Below are 18,663 nucleotides of genomic sequence, written 5' to 3'. Positions count from 1 at the left end.
GGCCGGCGCCGAGCACGGGGTGCGATGTAGTTTAACATTTCACCACTGTCGCGGATTCCCCAGCCTAGCCGGTGGCGCAGGCGCCCCCGTTGAGGGTGAAGGCGGTAGGCGCCGAATTGGTGGCGCCCCTGTCCGCGGTGAAGCCCAGGGTGATCGAGCCGCCGGCGGGGATGGTGGCGGTGTACGAGGCGGGGGTGACGGTCACCGCGGCGCCGGTCTGCCGGGGCGTACCGCCCCACATATGGGTGATGACCTGGCCATTGGCGAAGCTGAACGCCAGGGTCCAGTCGGTGATGGCGGCGGTGCCGGTGTTGCGGACGGCGATCTCGCCCTGGAAGCCATTGCCCCATTCATTGGCCACGCGATAGCCGACCGAGCAGCCGGCATCGGGGCCACCGCCGTCCTTGGTGGTGACGTCGACCGTGGCCGAGCGCGCCGAGCGGTTGCCGGCCGCGTCCCGGGCGTAGACCGCGAAGGTGTAGGAAGTGGCGGCGGTGAGGCCGGTGAGCGTTGCCATGGTGCCGGTCGAGGTGGCGACCCTCGTCTCGGCTCCGCCGCCGACACGGACCACGTCATAGGCGGTGACACCCACGTTGTCGGTGGCGGCGGGCCAGCCGAGGGTGGCGGAGGTGGCCGTCACGGCGGAGGCGGTGGGGGCGCCGGGGGTGCTGGGCGCCTGGGTGTCGCCGGAGCCGCCGCCGTAGACGGTGGCCTCGCGGGAGGTCTCGGCGATGCCATTGGGCCCGTTGAAGACACGCTTGCCCCAGTCGGTGAGCCTGCCCGGGTCGAAGTCGGTGGCCAGGTCCAGGATCGGGTCGGTGTTGCCGCTCCAGGACCAGGCCAGATAGCCGAGCTTCAACTGCTGGGCGGTGGCCATCATGGTGTTCTCGTCCGGGTCGCCGTATTGGTCGGGGGGTCCGCCGAACTCGCCGATGAGGATGGGCAGTTCGGCGTCGACGAAGGCGTTGAGATAGTCGGTGATCTCCTGTGCCGTGTCATAGACGCTGTACATATGGATCGAGAAGATCAGGTTGCCGGTGGAGTCGGCGTCGTAGACGGTCCGCGCGTTGGTGCGCATGACGTTCTGCCAGTCCTGCCCCCAGTTGGGGGCGTCCACCATGATGGTGTGCTGGAATCCGGCGTTGCGCAGCTTCTGCACGGCGGCGACGGTGGGGGCGGTCCAGCCGGCCGGGTCGGTGTTGCCCCAGGGCTCATTGCCGATGTTGATGAGGACGTAGTTCTCCTGGCCGGTGAGCACGCTCTTGAGGCCGATCCAGTAGTCGGCCGCCTCGTCGAGCGAACCGGCCGCGGCATCCTCGCCGTAGCCGGTGGTGTCGTGCACCTCCAGTACGCAGATGAGCCGGTTGGCCTTGCACTGGGCGATGATGGCGGCCACGTCCTCGGGGCTGTTCTTGCTCCAGCGGTGGCCGTTGGAGAGGACGACCCGGACGGTGTTGGCGCCCAGGGCCTTGATATCGGCCAGCGACCGCGTCTCGCCCGGGTACCAGGTGTGGGCGTGGTTGACACCGCGCATGATGAAGTCGTTGCCGTTGCCCTCCAGCAGACGGCCGTCGCCGATGTGCAGCCCCGTCGCCAGAGCGGCCGGCGGGCGAGCCGGCTCGGCATGGGCGGTCCGGCCGAGACCCGCGATCCCGAAAAGGCTGACCAATAAGGCCAGTAAGGCGGCCAGGGATCTCTTCCGTCTCATCATGACTCCAAGGAGTGAGCGCGCGGTGGCTTGCGCACGGCGGATTTGGGAGCGCTCCCATCCATTGCATCGCGCCTGACGGACGTCAAGACCTCCGACCTGACGGACATCAGACCTCCGGCGGGAACCCGGAATGCGGACCGGGAGCCCCGAGGTTATGACGGTGATGAGCGATTCATCCGGTGATGCCGCTTTCACTCCGGCCGAGCGCGAGACCATCCGCGAACGGCTGGTGGCCGAGCGCGCCGGGACCAGCGCACGGATCGCGGCCCTGAACCGTGAATTCGACGGGATCGTCGCGGCGAACGCCCTGGTGGCGGTCGACGACGAACACGACCCGGAGGGGTCGAGCACCGCCTTCGAGCGAGCCCATGTGGCCTCTTTGCTGGCCCAGGCACGCGATCATCTGACCGCACTGGACGAGGCGCTGGAGCGGCTGGACCGCGACGACTACGGACGGTGTGCGGTGTGCGGTGAGCGGATCCCGGCGGAACGGCTGGAAGTGCGCCCGGCGGCGGACACCTGCGTACGCTGCGCCGGCGCCCGCTCCCGCTGAGCGGCGCCGATCACCTCGGCCTCCCCTGCGCTGCCGAGCGGGCACGAGCCTGTATGCGCTGCCGACCGTGACGGGGGGATGATGCCTGCCGCCCTGGCCGTCCCCTGAGCCCCCACCGCCACTCCAACGGTGTGGCGGTGGGGCGCCGCGTGTCCGGTTCACACGCCGAGTGTCGCGGAGTGACGGGCGCGCACACCGGGCCGCACACGGCCGCCCGGACCCCGTGAACGAGCCAACGCCGCTGGTCCGGGCACTAGTTGTTCCCTTAAGAAGATCACGTCGACCGGCACCCCGAAGCGTGATCGTTTTTCGCCTGGTGAGACGATGCGCTCGCCCGAAACAAACCTCGACAAGCGAAACGGAGGGCGAATGCATAAACGTCGTGGAACCGTGACCCGCCGCTGGAGAGTCGCGGCGGTCGCGTCCACGGTGGCCGTGGCGATCGCGGTCCCGGTGGCGATGGCCCAGGCTTCGGCCGAACCACCACCGGAGGTCAGCGCCCAGGGCGCGTACCTGCTCGACACCGGTTCCGACAAGGAACTGATGGCCAAGGACGCCGACACCAAGCGTCCGATGGCGAGCACCACAAAGATCATGACTGCCCTCGTGGTGCTCGAGACCCGAGGTCTGGACCTCAATCAGCAGGTCACCATCAAGCAGGAGTACCGCGACTATGTGACCAAGTCCGGTGCCAGCACGGCGGACCTCCAGACCGGCGACAAACTCACCGTCAACCAGTTGCTGTACGGGTTGATGCTGCCGTCGGGCTGCGACGCGGCGATGGCGCTGGCCGACACCTTCGGCACCGGTGACACCACCGCCGAGCGCACCAAGTCGTTCATCTCCAAGATGAACGAGAAGGCACAGGACTTGGGGCTGACCAACACCCAGTACGACTCCTTCGACGGTGTCTCGGCCGACGCCGACAACTACTCGACGCCCCATGACCTGGCGCGGCTGACCGGGCGCGCCATGGAGAACGCGACGTTCGACACGGTTGTCAAGTCGGTGTCCACCAAGCAGGAGGCGCCGGCGGCCAACGGCCGGACCCGGTACTACACCTGGGACAACACCAACCAGTTGCTGGGTTCGTACGAGGGCGCGATCGGCGTCAAGACCGGGACCACCACCCCTGCCGGTCCCTGTCTGGTGTTCGCCGCCAAGCGCGGTGACAAGACGGTCGTGGGAGTCGTCCTCAACGACGCGGACCGTTATCCGGACGCGAAGAAGATGCTCGACTGGACGTACGACACCACCACCGAGGTGAAGTGGCGCCAGCTGCCCAAGGACGCTCAGCGGGACTGATCCACAAGCCCCGACAGGCGACAGCGTCGGTGCCCCGGCCGGACTCCTTCCGGCCGGGGCACCGGCGGCTCGGGCCCGTCCGCCGAGAGCTCCTGGCGGAGCTTCCCAGGCGTACGGGAGCGGACACGGGGAAGGCGCTGATCGCGAGAGCCGAGGGCAGGGGCGGGCGCACCGAAGCGAAAGGTCGCCCGCCCCTGAGGCGCCCCGCACCGCCGCCGGGCCGCTGTGCCGTCGCCGTACTTCTGTACCGGCCCTCGAGCGCAACACAGCACTCTGTGAGGACAGTTGGGGCAGCGGCCCCGCCGTCCTCGAACGGAGTCGAAGACCATGGCCTTCACCCTCGACCCTGAACTCGCCGCGGTGCTCCAGGCCCTCGCCGAGCAGGGCGACCCCGCTCCCCCGCCCGAGCGCGACGACTGGCGGACCCTGCGGGCCAGGGGCGTGGCCTCGATGCGGTGGATGGCCTCGCTGCTCCCGGCGTATCCCTCCGGCTATCCCCTGGTGAAGGCGTCCTCGCACAAGGTGCGGTCCGAAGGCGGGGCGGAGATCCTCGTCCGCTGGTACGAGAGGGCCGGCTCCGCGCCGGGTTCCGCGGTCGTCTACGCCCATGGCGGAGGGATGGTCGCCGGCAGCGTCGACCTCTATGACGCCGTGGTGGCGGGGTACGTCCAGGCCACCGGGGTGCCGTTCCTGTCCGTGGACTACCGCCTGGCCCCCGACGCGGCCACCGGCACCGGCCCCGTCGAGGACGTGTTCGCCGCGCTGAGCTGGCTGGGCGGCCAGGCGGCCGCGCTGAAGGTCGACCCCCGCCGGATCGCCGTCATGGGCGACAGCGCCGGGGGCGGGCTCGCCGCCGGAGTGGCGATCCTCGCCCGTGACCGGGGAGTTCCCCTGGCTCACCAGGCGCTTCTCTATCCCATGCTGGACGACCGCAATCTCACCCCGGATCCACGGCTGACCCCCTATGTCGCCTGGACCTGGGACGACAACTGGACCGGCTGGCACGCCCTGTTGGGTACGGCGTTCGGCACCGACGACGTTCCGGAGGTGGCGGCGCCCGCGCGCGTCGCCACCGTCGAGGGCCTGGCACCCGCCTATGTCGAGGTGGGCGAGCTGGACATCTTCCGCGCCGAGGCCGTCGGCTACGCGCAGCGGCTCGCCGATGCCGACATCCCCGCCGAACTGCACGTCCACAGCGGGGCCATCCACGAGTACGACCGGCTCGCCCCCGCCTCCCGGCTCGGGCGCCGGGCCATGGAGGACCGCAAGCGGGTGATCTCCTCGCTGTGAGGGCCCATCGCGGGCCGAAAAGGGCAGCGGCGCCGCGCGGCCGCCCATGGGTCGGTGTTCCTCGCAAATGCCGTGGCGGCGGCTGTGGCGATCCGCCCGGACCGGCGGCGAACAGCGTGGCACGGGTGGTCTCGTCGGCCCGCCACGTTCCCTTGCACGCGGGTAACACCAGCAGTGCCACATGTGCAATTGCCGTTCATCCATGAGGTTGCCTACCGTCGAGGCGCAGACGGCGAAGCGCGCGCCAAGCCTCCCTCTCTTCCACCATGTGCGGGAGCACCTCATGTCCACTGCCAACGGCACCACCACCCCCGGCACCGGTCTCGACGCCGCCTTGCTCACCCGGGTCACCGCAGCGGTCCGCACCGCCGGCGACCTGCTGCGTGAGCGCCACACCCCACACCCCCGCGGTGTGGCCCTCGACGAGATCGTCGCGGAGATCCACGCCAACGACAACGCGGTGCTCGACGTCCTGAAGGCGCCGCTGATGGCCGCCAGGCCCGGCGCGCGCTGGGCCGAGGACGAGTTGGAAGGCGGCGCGCTGCCGCCGGGCGAGTGGTGGATCGTCGACCCGGCCGAGGGCAACATCAACCATGTGCACGGCATGTCCGACTGGGCCGTGACCGCCACCCTCGTCCGGGACAACCGCCCGGTCCTCACCGTCGTCCACCTTCCGCCGACCGGCGACTGGTACACCGCCGTGGCCGGTCAGGGTGCCCGGCTGAACGGCGCGCCACTGCGGGTGTCGGCCAAGACGGACCTGGGCGCGGCGCTGGTCGGCACGGGCCAGGCGCGGCCGGGGGAGGACGAGCGCACCTTCCACCGGATCGGCGCCTCGGTCACTCAGCTGCTGGTCCACGGCCTCGTCGTCCGGGTCTCGGTGCCCGCCACGCTTCAGCTGATCCATGTCGCCGCCGGGCGCATGGACGCGTTCTGGCAGTTCTCCGATGTGCGCTCGGGTCTGGTGGCCGGGGCCCTGCTGGTGGCCGAGGCGGGCGGCACGGTCACCGATACCCGGGGCAATCCGTGGGACCTGGCCAGCGGTGACTTCCTGGCCACCGCCCCCGGTATCCACACCGCGGCCGTCTCCGTCCTGTCGTCCGTCGCCTGACCACCCGCACCCCAGCAAGGAGCACATCCGCATGAGCAGCATCGGCATCCTCGGCGCCGGACGCGTCGGCGGCGGTCTGGCCAGCGCACTCGCCACCGCCGGCCACCAGATCACCCTCGGCCACCGGCAGCCGCCCCAGCAGACCGCGGCCGACGAGTCCGGTGGCGCCGCGGCGATCCGCCACGCCGACCAGCGCACCACCGCCGCCACCACCGAGATCGTCATCAACGCCACCCCGGGCGACACCGCCCTGGAGCGCCTCTCCGCCCTGCACACGGAACTGGCCGGCAAGATCCTGATCGACGTCTCCAACGCCACTCGCCACTCGCCCGACGGACTCCCCTCGGACCTGTGCTACCCCGGCAGCAGCCTGGCCGAGCGGCTCCAGCGGGCGCTGCCCGCGACCCGGGTGGTCAAGACGCTCAACACCATGCTCTTCCCGGTGATGACCGCCCCTGCCGAGCTGTCCACCCCGCCCACCGGCTATCTCTCCGGCGACGACGCGGGCGCCAAGGCCACCGCCGCGGGCCTCCTCGCCGACCTCGGCTGGAAACCCGAGTGGATCGAGGACCTCGGCGACATCACCACCGCCCGCGCCACCGAGGCCCTCGTCCTGCTGGTACCGCATGTGCTGCGCCGCCATGGACTCCGGCCGTTCGCCGTCTCCCTCGCCCGCTGACCACCCCGCACCCCCGGCACTCCCGCCACCGCGGGCACGTGGCGTAGCACACGCCGTGAAACGTGCTCTTGCACATCTGTAGAACCTCGGGCCGACATCAATCGTCTTCTCTTCCGAACAGCCGCCGGACGAAGGACGCGCATGACAGGCAGTGACGGGGAGACGACGGGGAGCTCTGCCACGGGGCCGGACGGACCGGGGCGGCAGCGCAGTGGACGCCGCCCGCTGCGGATCGCCCTGCTGATCGTGGTGTCGTTCCTGGTGCTGCTCGGCGGCGGAGTCGGCTGGATCTACTTCAAGCTGAACGGGAACATCACCACCTTCGGGGCGGACGGCCTCTCGGACAACCGGCCCGAAGGGAATGCCGCCGGCCAGAACGTGCTGGTCATCGGCTCGGACTCACGGTCGGGCGACAACAGCAGGCTGGGCGGCGGCAGCGGTGACGTGGGCCGTTCGGACACCGCCCTGCTGCTGCATGTCTACAGCGACGGCAAGCACGCGGTCGGGGTGTCGATCCCCCGCGACACCCTGGTCGACATCCCGCCGTGCCGTCTGCCCGACGGCTCATGGACCAGCACGCGGCGGAACGCCATGTTCAACTCGGCGTTCTCCGTGGGCGAGACCGCACAGGGCAATCCGGCCTGCACCCAGAACACCGTCGAGCGGCTGACCGGGCTGCGCATGGACCACACCGTCGTCATCGACTTCGAGGGCTTCTCCCGGATGACCTCGGCGGTCGGCGGGGTCCAGGTGTGTGTGCCGCAGGACGTCTACGAACGCGATCTGAGCCCCAGCCGGACCACCCGGGGCAAGCGCATCTTCAGCAAGGGGGTGCAGACGGTGTCCGGGCAGAAGGCGCTGGACTACGTCCGCATCCGCCATGGCATCGGCGACGGCTCCGACATCGGGCGCATACAGCGGCAGCAGGCGTTCATCTCCGGTCTGTTCAAGAAGGTGAAGAGCCGGGGATTCGACCCGACCACGCTGTATCCGCTGGCGGACGCGGCCACCAAGTCCATGACCGTGGACCCGGGGCTGGGCTCCGCCAAGAAGCTGATGTCCTTCGCCATGTCGCTGAAGAGCATCGACCTGCACAACACCAAGTTCATCACCATCCCCTGGCGCTACCAGGGCGAACGGGTCGCCGTGGTCCAGCCCGACGCCGATCAGCTCTGGGCCGACATCAGAGCCGACCGCACCATCGACGGGAAGAGAGCCGGCGGGAAGAAGGACGAGGCCCCCGCCACCCCCAGCGCCACGCCCACCGTGTCGGGCGCGGGCATCAGCGTCACCGTCTACAACGGCACCACCACCCCGGGGCTCGCCGCACGCGCCGCGGACACGCTCAGCTCACATGGCTTCACCGTGACCGGCACCACGAACGCCGAGACCCAGGACCACGCCACCACCGTGGTCGGCTACGGCCCCGGTGAGCGGGACCGGGCCCGGACCGTGGCCCAGCTCTTCCCCGGCGCCGGACTGCGGCCCACCACCACCCCGGGCATCAGCCTCACCCTGGGGCAGACGTACCTCACCGAGCCCTCCCCCGGCGCCTCCGCCCCCTCCACATCGCCCTCGAAGCTGGACAAGGACGCCCGCTCCGCCGACGACGACCCCTGCTCCAACCTGTCCTACGGCTGACCGGGCCCGTCACGCCCGCACAACCCGCACCTCCGGTCCAGGCATGGCGCACGGCTCCCCCGGGCATCTGAAGATCAAGTCGCTCGGAACCACCGCCGGGCGGCCCGCGTCTTCGTTGACGCCCGTACAAACGCGCGACCGATTGAACACGATCAACGACCGGGCTCACTCACCCCGGCACGACCGCACAACCGCACAACAAGCAACACGAAGGGGACGACAACGTGGGCATCGTGAGCTGGATCATCCTCGGCCTGCTGGCCGGAGTCATCGCCAAGGTCCTTCTCCCCGGGCGTGACCCCGGCGGGCTGATAGGCACCACGGTCATCGGCGTGGCGGGGGCGTTCGTGGGCGGCTGGATTTCCGCCCAGTTCTTCGACCGCCCGGTGCAGAAGCAGTTCTTCGACCTCGGCACCTGGGGCGCGGCGATCGGCGGCTCCTTCGTTCTCCTCGTCGTCTACCGTCTGCTGTTCGGCAATTCACGGAACTGACGGCGAGAGCGGCGCGAAAGGCGCCTGCGCCACCGGTTACGACGCCACCGCGCCCGCGAGCCGGCGGATCGTACGGGCGGCGGGCGACCCGGGGTCGGCCGTGATCAGGACCACCTCCTGGTCGTCCTCGGGTACGAGCAGGACATCGCAGTTCAGCCGGAGCGTCCCGGCCGTGGGGTGGTCGATGGTCTTGGTCCGGTGGCCGGGCGCGTGGACCGGGCGCTCGTCCCAGATCTGCCGGAACTCCTCGCTGCCCGCGTCCAGTTCGCGCAGCAGCGCGGCCAGCGCCGGGTCACGGGGGTAGCGGTCGGCGGCCCGGCGCAGCCGTGCGACCACGATATGCCCGAACTCCTCGGCGCTCGAGCTCTCGTACGCGCGGCCCTGGCCCAGGAAGCGGCGGCGGGCGAGGTTGCCGTGCCGGCCGAGGTCGTCGCCGAGCAGGGCCTGTGCCAGCGGGTTCCAGGCGACCACGTCGTAACCGGCGTCGGTGACGATCGCCGCGGTGTCGGGCAGCCGCAGCAGCATCTGGGCGATGTGCGGGCGGACCCGCCGCACCGCCCGTACGCCCGGGGGCGCGCTCGCCCCCGCGAGCCGGAACAGATGGCTGCGCTCGGCGGGCGCGAGCCGCAGCGCCCCCACCAGCCCGTCCAGGATGCGCGGCGAGGGCCGGGGGCCGCGGGCCTGCTCCAGACGGGTGTAGTAGTCGACCGACATATGGGCGAGCTCCGCCACCTCCTCCCGCCGCAGCCCGGGAGTGCGGCGGTGGGGGTCGGCGGGCAGACCGATGTCCTGGGGGCGCAGCCGCTCGCGGCGGTCCCGCAGGAAGCGGGCCAGCTCCTGCCTCGCCATGCTGCCTCCTTCGACTGCCCGGTACCTGCCCGCTCTCGGCCCGGCGCCCGCTCAGTATCCGCCCCGGGACCTGCCTGGGACAGGTTGTCCCTGGCAGGGTGAGCGTGGCCGGGGAACCCTTGATGTCATGAACGATCGCACAGCACTGGTCACCGGTGCCAACAAGGGCATCGGCAAGGAAATCGCACGCGCACTCGCCGCCGAGGGAATCACCGTGTACGTGGGCTCGCGCGACGCCGAGCGGGGGCGGCGGGCCGTCGAGGAGATCGGTGGCACCGCCCGGCCCATGGTGCTCGATGTCACCGACGCCGACAGCATCGCCACGGCCGCCGCGCGGCTGGATCGGCTGGACATCCTGGTCAACAACGCGGGGATCATGGTGGACAGCGGCACGGCGCCCGAGGCGGATCTCGACGGCTTCCGCCGGACCTATGAGACCAACGTCTTCGGTGTCCTCGCCGTCACCAACGCCTTTCTCCCGGCCCTGCGCCGCTCGCCCGCGCCCCGGATCGTCAATGTCTCCAGCGGCACCGGCTCACTGACCTGGAGCGCCGACCCGGAGCATCAGTTCGCCGTCTCGGCCGGATCGGGCGCGGCCTACCGCTCCTCCAAGACGGCCCTGAACGCCCTGACCCTCTACACCGCACAGGCCCTGGCCTCGGAAGGTTTCAAGGTCAACGCGCTGGCCCCCGGGCTGCGCAGGACCGATCTGAACGCCCGCGCCGCCGGGAGCGACGGGGATCCGGCCGAGGCGGCGGCGGGCGCGGTCCGGCTCGCCCTCCTCCCGGACACCGGGCCCACCGGCGGGTTCTTCTCCTGGGACGGCACTCCGGCGCCCTGGTAGACCCCGGTTCCGGACGGGGCCGTACGGTGGCGCTCCCGCCGCCGCCTGGTTGTCCGCCAGCTCTCCGCCGACCGGGTCAGTCGGCGGAGAGCTGGGTGTTGGGCACCCGCCAGGCGGCGATCACGAAGGCGACCAGGGCCACCGCGGCCCCGGTGAGGAAGACCACACGCAGGGCGCTGACGTAGCCCTCCAGGAACGGCTGCGCCACGCCCGGATCGAGGTGGCGGAGGAAGGCCGAGTCCTCCAGATTGACCCCGCCGTCGGACCGCACCACGCCCTTGAGCGCCTCCGCGTTCGCCGGTTCCTCTGCGAGCTTGCGGAACGAGGCGTCCTGGGAGGCCACGGCCAGGCGCTCGCCGATCCGCGTACCGGCCAGGGAGAAGAGGATGGACAGGAAGACGGCGGCGCCCACCGTGCCGCCGTTGGAGCGGAAGAAGTTCACCGACGCGGTGGCCGCGCCCATGTCCCGCCCCGGCACCTCGGACTGGGCGAGCGTGGTGATCGTCTGCATCGCCGCGCCGAGGCCCGCCCCCATGAACACCATGCCGATGGCCACATACCACAGCGGGCTGTCGTCCCTCAGGGTGGCGAACACCAGCATGGCGACGGTGAGAGAGCCGACGCCCGCCACCAGATGGACCTTGAACCGGCCGGTCCGCGACATCAGCCGACCCACCACCAGGGTCACCGTCACATTGGCCGCCATGGTGGGCAGCGTGGCCAGGCCCGCCCCCATCGGGCTCATGCCCTTGGCCAGCTGGAGGTAGAGCGGCAGCGTGGTCATGGCGCCGAACATGGCGATGCCCACGGTGAAGTGCAGCACGGTGCCCAGCCGGAACGCGCGGATGCGGAACAGCCTGACCGGCAGCAGCGCGGCGTCCGCCATCCGCCGCTCCAGCAGGACGAACGCGACCAGCCCGACCACCCCCACCGCGTACAGCACCAGCGCCCGGGGAGAGCCCCAGCCCCAGCTCCGGCCCTGTTCGGCCACGATGAGCAGGGGCACGATCCCGATCGCCAGCGTCAGCGCCCCGCCGTAGTCCAGGCGGTGCCGTACGGGCCGGTGGGGTACGTGCAGCACCCGCAGGATCACCACCACGGCGAGGGCCGCAAGCGGCACATTGACCAGGAAGATCCAGCGCCACCCGGCGATCCCCAGCAAAGTGGCGCGCTCGGCGAACACCCCGCCCACCAGGGGGCCGACCACACTGGAGCCGGCGAACACCGCCGTGATGTAGCCCTGGTAGCGGCCGCGCTCCCGGGGCGAGGTGATATCGGCGATGATCGTCATGGCGAGGGACATCAGCCCGCCACCGCCGAGGCCCTGCACCGCCCGGAAGGCGGCGAGCTGGTGGATGGAGGTGGCGAATCCGCACAGCAGCGATCCGAAGGTGAACAGCACGATCGCGGCCAGATACACCGGCCGGCGGCCATAGATGTCGGAGAGCTTCCCGTACAGCGGCGTGGCGATGGTGCCGGTGACGAGATAGGCGGTGGTGACCCACGCCTGGGCGGTGAGGCCGTGCAGATCGTCGGCGATGGTGCGCAGCGCCGAGGAGACCACGGTCTGGTCCAGCGCGGCGAGGAACATGCCGAGCACCAGGCCGGACAGCACGGTGACGACCTGACGGTGGGTCAGCCGGGCGGGAGTCTGGGGCTCGGCGGGCTCGGTGCTGGTGGATGAGGACGACATACGTAGCTGCGAACCTTCTCTGCCGCGCGTTGGGGACCGGGAAAAAGCGGGGGCCCGGACCGGGGAAGCGGGGGCCCGGAGCCCGGGGCCGGGAATGGGCGGGGTCCCGGAGCCCGGGCACTCGCGCCCGGGCTCCGGGAGTCGGGCGTCACCCGGCGATCTTCTCCAGGTCGGGGACGGCGCTGTCGATCTCCGGCAGCGCCAGCATCTCCAGCCGCGCCCGACGGGCCCGGGCGCGGCAGCCGTCGTCGGCCAGCACCTCACGGCAGACGGAGGCGATGCCGTCCGGCGTGGGGTCGGTGATGTGGCGGCCGAGGCCGAGTTCCTGGACCCGCTGTGCGTTGCCGGGCTGATCGCCGAACTGGGGCAGCACCGCCATGGGTGTCGCCGTGCGCAGCGATTCGCGGATGCTGTTGAAGCCACCGTGGGTGAGGAAGAGGTCCACGGATTCCAGCAGCAGCGGCTGTGGCACCCGATCGGTGATGTGCACATGCGGTGGCACCCCGTCGGTGTCCACGGGAATGCCGGAGGTGGCGAGGACGACGGTGCACTCCTCCAGCCGCGACACGGCCTGGATCATGGCCCGCAGCGTGTCCACCGGATCCTGCATCGGCATGGGTGGCGCGGGGGTGTCGGCCTCGTGTGCGCTGTCGCGGAGCATGGGGATCGCGGTGCCGATGGCGGCGAGCATCAGCGGCCGGTCGGTGGGCAGTTCGGCGATCCAGCGGGGCAGCGCGGCGCCCCGGTCCACGTCCACCGTCTGCCGGTAGGACCAGGAGGCCGGGAGATGGCGGGCGAAGGAGAACGCGGGTGGTACGTAGTCGATGCGCCCGTGCGGGACGAGCGACAGCGGGTCCTCGAGAATGGCCAGCCCCTGCCGCTTCCGCAGGGCGTTGAGGCCCGGGAGCATCGCGGCCGGGTCGAAGCTGTTGGCGGCCCCGGAGGGGGTGGACAGCTGGGGTATGCCGAGCGTTTCGGCGATGACACAGGAGCCGAGGTCCATCCCGTCGCGCAGGATGAGGTCGGGGCGGAAGTCGTGTGCCACGGGGAGCACGGTGTCCAGCAGCCATGTGGCCATCGGGCCGGACACGGCCTTGGCCATGAGGCGCAGCATACGCGCCGGTGACTGCTCGTCCGCCGGGTCCGGCGAACCGGCCTGTGCGGCCTCCTCGGCCAGTACGGGGCCGAGGAAGGAGGACGGGCTGAAGTCGCCGATACCGCTCGTCACCCGCACCTCCTCCCGTTCGAAGACGGAGGTGAGGGCCGGGGTGGTGACCACCAGCACCTCATGGCCGACGGCCGCGAGGGACCGGGCCAGCGGAAGCTGGGCCCGGCCGTGGGAGGGGCTGCCGAGCGTGGTGAACATGACCCGCAACGCAGGGGCCTTTCTGTGGGAAGGGTCTTGTACGGCGAGGAAGGGGCGGGGCGGTCAGCGCGCCATCGCGAGTGTGCGGCCGATGCCCTCGCAGCTCAGCCCGGCGCGGCGCAGCCGGTCCGGGTCCAGGAGGTTGCGGAAGTCGTAGACGGCCGGGGATCCGAGCAGTCCGGCGGCGCGCTCCCAGTCGAGGTCGCGGAACTCCGGCCACTCGGTGAGGACGAGACAGGCGCGCGCTCCCCGCAGGGCCTCTTCGGGGGTGTCGGTGAGGGTGAGCAGATCGCTGAGGTCGGGGCGGGTCTCACGGAGGGCGGGGTCGTAGGCGTGGAGTTCGGCGCCCCGCTCCTTGAGCAGCCGGGCGATGGCCAGGGCCGGTGAGTCGCGCAGATCGGAGGTGCCCGCCTTGAAGGCCAGGCCCAGCACGGCCAGCCGTACGCCGCGCAGCGAGCCGTCGCCGGGTGTGCATCCGGCCACCACCCGCTCGACCAGCCGCCGCTGGTGTTCGACGTTGGTCTCGATGGTGGCGCCGAGCAGTGGGAAGTCCACGCCCGACTCCTGGCAGATGGTCAGCAGCGCGTGGGTGTCCTTGGGCAGGCAGGAGCCGCCCCAGCCGGGTCCGGGCTTGAGGAAGGCCGAGCCGATGCGGGGGTCGTGGCCGATACCGGTGAGCACATCGTCCACATCGGCGCCGAAGTGCTCGCACAGGGTGGCGAGGTTGTTGGCGAAGGAGAGCTTCATGGCCAGGAAGAAATTGGCCGCGTACTTGGCGAGTTCGGCGCCGGCGGCCTCGGTGAGCACCAGCGGGGCGTCCAGCCCGGCGTACAGATCGGCCACCCGGCGCGCCGCGTCCGGGTCGGCGGCGCCCACCACGATGCGGTCGGGGTGGAGGAAGTCGCGCACCGCGTAACCCTCCCGGAGGAACTCCGGGTTGCTCACCACGGCCACGTCGGGGCGGTCCAGCAGCGCGGCCACACGCTCGGCGGTGCCGACGGGCACGGTGGACTTGTTGACCACCACGCTGCCGTGCGGCAGCCGGTCGCGTATCTGGTCCGCCACGGCCTCGACGGCGGCCAGGTCGGCGGCGCCGCCGACGCCCATCGGGGTCGGCAGGCACAGGAACACCACGTCGGCGTCGGCGACCGCGGCCCGGGTGTCCTGGACGAACTCCAGCCGCCCCGAGTCCAGTCCCTCCCGGACGAGTTCGGGCAGGCGGGGCTCGAGGATGTCGACTTCTCCGCGCCGGAGCCGTTCGACCTTGTGGCGGTCGGTGTCCGCGCACACCACTCGATGGCCGAGGGTGGCCAGACAAGCGCCGGTGGTCAGTCCGACGTAGCCGGTTCCCACGACGGCGACGCGTCGTATCTGCACAGGGGATCACCACTTCTGCTGGGGGTCAGATGCGGGCACGTGGCGAGGACGGCACCAGGCCGCCCGGTCGGGAAACCAGCGGCCGGACACCGTCGTCGGGCCGGGATCGCGCTGGGCGGCGACCAATGTCACCACGCGTTGACAAAACATAACGCCCCGACCCCAATCTTGGTCAACAAGTGATGACAACGGTGGGTGACTTCTGGACATGCGAGGCTGAACCGGCAGCATGTACGGCACGTCCAGGCGGAGGTACGACAGGGTGAACCGGGCAAGCGACACACGGCGGTGCGACGGCCTCCCCCCGCGCGCCCGCAGATACGACGCGGAGGGCACGCGCAGCGCGCTGCTGGGGGCCGCCGCGCTGCGTTTCGCCAGGTACGGCTACGACCGCAGCAGTGTGCGCGATATCGCCAAGGACGCGGGGGTGGACGCCGCCCTGGTCTACCGCTATTTCGGCTCAAAGGAGGCGCTGTTCGACGCGGTGTCGGCCGGCACCGGCCTGTTCGAGCCACTGCGCCATCTGCCACTGGACGAGGTGTCGGCGTGGCTCTGCGATGTGGTCTCCAACGGGCCCACCGAGGAGGAGGCCCCGCATCCACTGCTGACCAAGCTCCGCTCCTCCAGCCGGGAGGAGACCGTCGGGCGGCTCCGCGAGGAGGTCACCGAGGTGTTCTCACAAGGGTTCGCCCGGCGCCTGGAGGGCGAGGACGCCGAGCTGCGGGCCGAGTTGCTGGCGGCGTGGCTGATGGGCATCACCCTGCTCCGCCTGGCCATACGCTCACCGGCGCTGGCCGCCACGCCGGACGACACACTGCTGCGCTTCCTGCGGGCGGGTATCGACCCGCTGCTGGACGCGGGCTGCCCCGGCGGCGGGGGCGAGGACGGCTGACCCGCTCCTCGCTCCGCCCCCGGGGCAGGGGAAACCGGTGTGGCGCCTAGACGCCCGGCACGCGCGGCGACCTGGGGGCCGGGCCGACCGGTTCGGCGCCGAGCCGCTTGCCGATACGGCCGCGCATGGAGCCCATCGTGAAGCCACGCGGGTCGACCTTGCCCGGCTGCCACTCCAGATGGCCGATCACCGAGCGCTGGGTCCAGCCATGGGCACGGCAGATGGCCGCGGACACCTTCTCGATGGCCAGTTTCTGCGCCTCCGGCCAGGGGTCCTCGCCATCGCCGAGGTTGACGCACTCGAAGCCGTAGAAGTGGCGGTTGCCATCGGTGTCGGCCTCGTTGTCGGGGGGCAGCGCGGCTTCGTCGACGACCGCTCGGAGCACGTCGCTGTCGCCGAGACCCGCGTGGTTGGCGCGGCCGTGGCCGACCATGTGGACCACGCCGGCCTTGTCGATGACACCGTGACACAGCGGCCCCGGCAGCGAGGAGTGTCCCTCGTAGCACAGCTCCACGGAGGAGTCGGTGCCCTTGGTGACGGTGTGATGGATCATCACCCCGTTGACCGGGCCCCAGGGGCCCTTGGAGTTGCGGTTGTGAGTGCGCCAGGCGCGGTACTCACGGACTTCCAGCCCCTCGTCGCGAAGTGCCTTGAGCAGACGGTCGGCGGTGAGCGGAGTGGCCATGGTGATGTGCTCCTTAGGGATGGGACATGGTCATGTACGGATGCCACGGGCAGGGAACTCAATCGGCTCCGGACCGGGGCCTACGCGTCCGGCCCGGTGTCCTCCCGGCCCTGGTCCGGGCATCCGCCTCGACCTCCGCGGCGAGCACCCGCGCGTCCGCGGCCGGGGCGGGCGTGGCCGGGGCGGGCGTGGCCGGGGCGTGCGTAGCCGGCGTCCCGAACACCATCCGCGGATCCAGCTCGGCCCGCCCGGCCGTCACCCACGCCGGTGGCGCGCAGTGCGTCCGGATCCCCGCCCGGATCCCGGCCGGGGCCCGGAGCGGCGGTTCACGGGCCGCGTTCACCGGCCACTCCACGGTGCCCGCACACCCGCGCCCGCGCGCCACCTGCCCCGCGGGCCTCAGTCGTGTGCCAGTGGCGAGGGCGTGAGGACCGCGCGTCCGTCCAGCCAGGCCGGGTGGCTGAGCAACGGGCGGAAGCGGGTGAACAGGGCGAGGAGTTCGGGGCCGCGCCGTTCCCGGAGTACGGGGTCGCGGCGGGCGAGGTCGAGCTCGTTGGCGGCCGACAGCTCGGCGAAGTCCCGGAGCAGCCGGGGTTCCGGACTGTGCGTACGGCCGGTGAAGCGATCGTGGAAGGCCGCGCCGGGGTCGGCGAGCGCCGGGCAGGTGGCCTTCCGGTCGCAGCTCGCGTAGAGGTACACGATGGCTTCGGCCTCCGCGCCGATCACCGCCACGAGTTCGCCCCGGCGGCCGAGGGGCAGCAGGGTGACCGGGAAGCCGTCGGTTCCGTAGAACGCGTGGCACAGCCCGGCGAGTTGGAGCTCGGGCCGGGCTCCCCACGCGGCGAGCCTGGCCCGTACGCGCTGGAGGTGGGCGAGGAGCGTACCGCCGGGGTGGGCGATGCGCGCGGCCCCGAGGTGGCGCAGGAATGTGACGGCCCGGTCGGCGGCGGCAGGAGGGGGAGCGGCAGGCACAGGTCGTGTCCTTTCGGTGCTTGGCAGGTCGGCACCCGTACCCCACCCCCACCCGGTCCGGATCCATGTGCGGACGCCGCACGGGTTGCCGCCTGAGCCCTGCGACGATCGTCCCGACCTGCGGCCATCCCAGTCAATCCTGGTAATTGCTCGCCAACTCCAAGCTCTAGCTTGGAGGTTATGACTCTGGATGATCTGCGGGTGTTCGTGGCCGTGTGCCGCGCCGGAAGCCTCAGCGCCGTGGCCCGGGAGCTGGCCTGCACACAGTCGGCGGTGAGCCAGCGGGTGAAGCGGCTGGAGCGCGAGACCGGTGTCAGCCTGCTGGAGCGCCAGCCGCGCGGGGTCGCGCCCACCCCTGCGGGGCTCATTCTGTGCGAGGCCGCCGCCGACGGCATCGCCGGGCTCGATCTGGCGCTGCGCCGCCTGGGCGACCTGGTGCACGGGGAGAGCGGTTCGGTGCGGATCACCACCGGCAGCACCACGGTGCGGCACTTCATGGCCGAGGCGATCGTCTCCTTCCGCCGGCGCTATCCGAAGGTGAACCTGGAGTTCCAGACCGAGAGCTCCAGCCGCGGCTGCCTCGGCGCCCTCATCGCCGGCAATCTGGACCTGGCCTGGATCACCCTCGGCGGCCCGGTGCGCGGTGTCGAACAGCGGCCCGTGGCCGAGCTGCCGTGGGTGCTCGCCATGCGCGCCGGGGATCCGCTCGCGGCCCGGCCCCGGGTGGAGGTGTCCGACCTCGCCGACATCCCGCTCGTACGGCTGCCGCCGAACTCCACCTCGGGCGGACGCCTCCACGCGGCCCTGGCCGAGCTGGGCATACGGTCCGGCTCCGATACGAGCGTCGCCGACTGGGACACGGCCCTGCTGCTGGCCGAACTCGGCCTGGGGCGCGCCGTGGTGCCCGCCCTGCCGGGGCTGCCGGTGCCCGGGGACGAGGGGCCGCTGCGGCTCGTCCCGATCCCGGCGCTGCCACCGCTGCCGGTCGGCTGGGCCGCGCGCCGCTGGGACGCGCTCCCGCCGCTGGCCCGGGCCTTCGCGGACACCGTGGCCGGCACCTTGCGCGAGGACACCGCACCTGAACGGCGCTCCGCCCGGCCCGATGAGTGATCATTTTCGGACTTCCCCCGCCGACGCGCCCGGATGGGCCAACCCAAGGCGGCGCGCGCCCTATGCTTCTACATGCGTGTAGAACTACGGAGGG

The 18,663-nt window shown here is 71.4% G+C and carries 16 protein-coding genes and 1 pseudogene; 10 read left to right on the top strand and 7 right to left on the bottom strand.

Annotated features, from left to right (window positions below; all coding sequences use genetic code 11):
* Positions 1-64: 64 nt before the first annotated feature.
* The gene (locus AB0E24_RS37675; protein ID WP_359384036.1) at positions 65-1,708 is read right to left on the bottom strand and encodes a cellulase family glycosylhydrolase; all 1,644 of its coding nucleotides are present in this window, start codon (positions 1,706-1,708) and stop codon (positions 65-67) included.
* Positions 1,709-1,874: 166 nt separating this feature from the next.
* Here AB0E24_RS37675 and AB0E24_RS37670 point away from each other — a divergent pair, with 166 nt between their 5' ends.
* The 7 genes from AB0E24_RS37670 to AB0E24_RS37640 all read left to right on the top strand — a co-directional run bounded on the left by AB0E24_RS37670 (position 1,875) and on the right by AB0E24_RS37640 (position 8,781).
* Positions 1,875-2,264 carry a TraR/DksA family transcriptional regulator gene (locus AB0E24_RS37670; protein ID WP_069873070.1) on the top strand — a complete coding sequence of 130 codons (390 nt, stop codon included), beginning with the start codon at positions 1,875-1,877 and terminating at the stop codon, positions 2,262-2,264.
* A 369-nt stretch (positions 2,265-2,633) separates the two neighbouring features.
* Positions 2,634-3,569: a D-alanyl-D-alanine carboxypeptidase family protein gene (locus tag AB0E24_RS37665; protein ID WP_069872972.1), complete on the top strand. Its 936-nt coding sequence runs from the start codon at positions 2,634-2,636 to the stop codon at positions 3,567-3,569.
* A gap of 327 nt (positions 3,570-3,896) precedes the next feature.
* Entirely contained in the window at positions 3,897-4,859 is a 963-nt protein-coding gene (locus AB0E24_RS37660) for an alpha/beta hydrolase fold domain-containing protein (RefSeq protein WP_069872970.1), read from the top strand.
* 283 nt (positions 4,860-5,142) lie between these two features.
* Complete coding sequence (locus AB0E24_RS37655; protein WP_359384031.1) at positions 5,143-5,970, top strand: inositol monophosphatase family protein; 828 nt, start codon at positions 5,143-5,145, stop codon at positions 5,968-5,970.
* Between the two features lie 31 nt (positions 5,971-6,001).
* Entirely contained in the window at positions 6,002-6,649 is a 648-nt protein-coding gene (locus AB0E24_RS37650) for an NADPH-dependent F420 reductase (RefSeq protein WP_099012666.1), read from the top strand.
* A gap of 141 nt (positions 6,650-6,790) precedes the next feature.
* On the top strand, positions 6,791-8,290 hold the full coding sequence (locus AB0E24_RS37645) for an LCP family protein (protein WP_102933689.1): 1,500 nt from the start codon (positions 6,791-6,793) through the stop codon (positions 8,288-8,290).
* A 224-nt stretch (positions 8,291-8,514) separates the two neighbouring features.
* A complete protein-coding gene (locus tag AB0E24_RS37640; protein WP_069872964.1) occupies positions 8,515-8,781 on the top strand; it encodes a GlsB/YeaQ/YmgE family stress response membrane protein in 267 nt (88 codons plus the stop codon).
* 36 nt (positions 8,782-8,817) lie between these two features.
* Here the strand turns inward: AB0E24_RS37640 and AB0E24_RS37635 are convergent, their stop codons facing one another.
* Positions 8,818-9,630: a helix-turn-helix transcriptional regulator gene (locus AB0E24_RS37635; RefSeq protein ID WP_251773428.1), complete on the bottom strand. Its 813-nt coding sequence runs from the start codon at positions 9,628-9,630 to the stop codon at positions 8,818-8,820.
* A 127-nt stretch (positions 9,631-9,757) separates the two neighbouring features.
* On the opposite strand from AB0E24_RS37635, the gene AB0E24_RS37630 reads away from it, so the two are divergent.
* Positions 9,758-10,474, top strand: coding sequence for an SDR family oxidoreductase (locus AB0E24_RS37630; RefSeq protein WP_069873861.1), 717 nt, complete (start codon positions 9,758-9,760; stop codon positions 10,472-10,474).
* Positions 10,475-10,550: 76 nt separating this feature from the next.
* Here the strand turns inward: AB0E24_RS37630 and AB0E24_RS37625 are convergent, their stop codons facing one another.
* The 3 genes from AB0E24_RS37625 to AB0E24_RS37615 form a co-directional block, all read right to left on the bottom strand.
* A complete protein-coding gene (locus tag AB0E24_RS37625) occupies positions 10,551-12,167 on the bottom strand; it encodes an MDR family MFS transporter (protein ID WP_069873859.1) in 1,617 nt (538 codons plus the stop codon).
* Between the two features lie 148 nt (positions 12,168-12,315).
* Entirely contained in the window at positions 12,316-13,533 is a 1,218-nt protein-coding gene (locus AB0E24_RS37620; protein WP_359384024.1) for a glycosyltransferase, read from the bottom strand.
* Between the two features lie 63 nt (positions 13,534-13,596).
* Complete coding sequence (locus AB0E24_RS37615; protein ID WP_069873854.1) at positions 13,597-14,910, bottom strand: UDP-glucose dehydrogenase family protein; 1,314 nt, start codon at positions 14,908-14,910, stop codon at positions 13,597-13,599.
* A gap of 262 nt (positions 14,911-15,172) precedes the next feature.
* On the opposite strand from AB0E24_RS37615, the gene AB0E24_RS37610 reads away from it, so the two are divergent.
* Positions 15,173-15,802 carry a TetR/AcrR family transcriptional regulator gene (locus AB0E24_RS37610; RefSeq protein WP_232564314.1) on the top strand — a complete coding sequence of 210 codons (630 nt, stop codon included), beginning with the start codon at positions 15,173-15,175 and terminating at the stop codon, positions 15,800-15,802.
* Between the two features lie 61 nt (positions 15,803-15,863).
* On the opposite strand, the pseudogene AB0E24_RS37605 reads toward AB0E24_RS37610, so the two are convergent.
* Positions 15,864-16,487: pseudogene (locus AB0E24_RS37605) on the bottom strand (N-acetylmuramoyl-L-alanine amidase); the annotation flags it as partial.
* A gap of 399 nt (positions 16,488-16,886) precedes the next feature.
* Positions 16,887-17,459, bottom strand: a complete 573-nt coding sequence (locus AB0E24_RS37600) for a DUF6817 domain-containing protein (RefSeq protein ID WP_093700774.1) — start codon at positions 17,457-17,459, stop codon at positions 16,887-16,889.
* A 180-nt stretch (positions 17,460-17,639) separates the two neighbouring features.
* Here AB0E24_RS37600 and AB0E24_RS37595 point away from each other — a divergent pair, with 180 nt between their 5' ends.
* On the top strand, positions 17,640-18,569 hold the full coding sequence (locus AB0E24_RS37595; RefSeq protein WP_359384019.1) for a LysR family transcriptional regulator: 930 nt from the start codon (positions 17,640-17,642) through the stop codon (positions 18,567-18,569).
* Positions 18,570-18,663 lie beyond the last annotated feature (94 nt).

This window comes from Streptomyces malaysiensis subsp. malaysiensis (assembly GCF_040653035.1).
Lineage (GTDB): Bacteria > Actinomycetota > Actinomycetes > Streptomycetales > Streptomycetaceae > Streptomyces > Streptomyces malaysiensis.
Note: the sequence above shows the minus strand (reverse complement) of the source record. Positions and strands in the feature narration are given on the sequence as shown.

Excerpts from the sequence above, each read along its gene's own strand:
- AB0E24_RS37645 (WP_102933689.1), top strand. The coding sequence starts at position 6,791 with ATGACAGGCAGTGACGGGGAGACGACGGGGAGCTCTGCCACGGGGCCG.
- AB0E24_RS37635 (WP_251773428.1), bottom strand. The coding sequence starts at position 9,630 with ATGGCGAGGCAGGAGCTGGCCCGCTTCCTGCGGGACCGCCGCGAGCGG.
- AB0E24_RS37655 (WP_359384031.1), top strand. The coding sequence starts at position 5,143 with ATGTCCACTGCCAACGGCACCACCACCCCCGGCACCGGTCTCGACGCC.
- AB0E24_RS37620 (WP_359384024.1), bottom strand. The coding sequence starts at position 13,533 with ATGTTCACCACGCTCGGCAGCCCCTCCCACGGCCGGGCCCAGCTTCCG.
- AB0E24_RS37670 (WP_069873070.1), top strand. The coding sequence starts at position 1,875 with ATGAGCGATTCATCCGGTGATGCCGCTTTCACTCCGGCCGAGCGCGAG.
- AB0E24_RS37595 (WP_359384019.1), top strand. The coding sequence starts at position 17,640 with ATGACTCTGGATGATCTGCGGGTGTTCGTGGCCGTGTGCCGCGCCGGA.
- AB0E24_RS37650 (WP_099012666.1), top strand. The coding sequence starts at position 6,002 with ATGAGCAGCATCGGCATCCTCGGCGCCGGACGCGTCGGCGGCGGTCTG.
- AB0E24_RS37630 (WP_069873861.1), top strand. The coding sequence starts at position 9,758 with ATGAACGATCGCACAGCACTGGTCACCGGTGCCAACAAGGGCATCGGC.
- AB0E24_RS37665 (WP_069872972.1), top strand. The coding sequence starts at position 2,634 with ATGCATAAACGTCGTGGAACCGTGACCCGCCGCTGGAGAGTCGCGGCG.
- AB0E24_RS37660 (WP_069872970.1), top strand. The coding sequence starts at position 3,897 with ATGGCCTTCACCCTCGACCCTGAACTCGCCGCGGTGCTCCAGGCCCTC.
- AB0E24_RS37675 (WP_359384036.1), bottom strand. The coding sequence starts at position 1,708 with ATGAGACGGAAGAGATCCCTGGCCGCCTTACTGGCCTTATTGGTCAGC.
- AB0E24_RS37625 (WP_069873859.1), bottom strand. The coding sequence starts at position 12,167 with ATGTCGTCCTCATCCACCAGCACCGAGCCCGCCGAGCCCCAGACTCCC.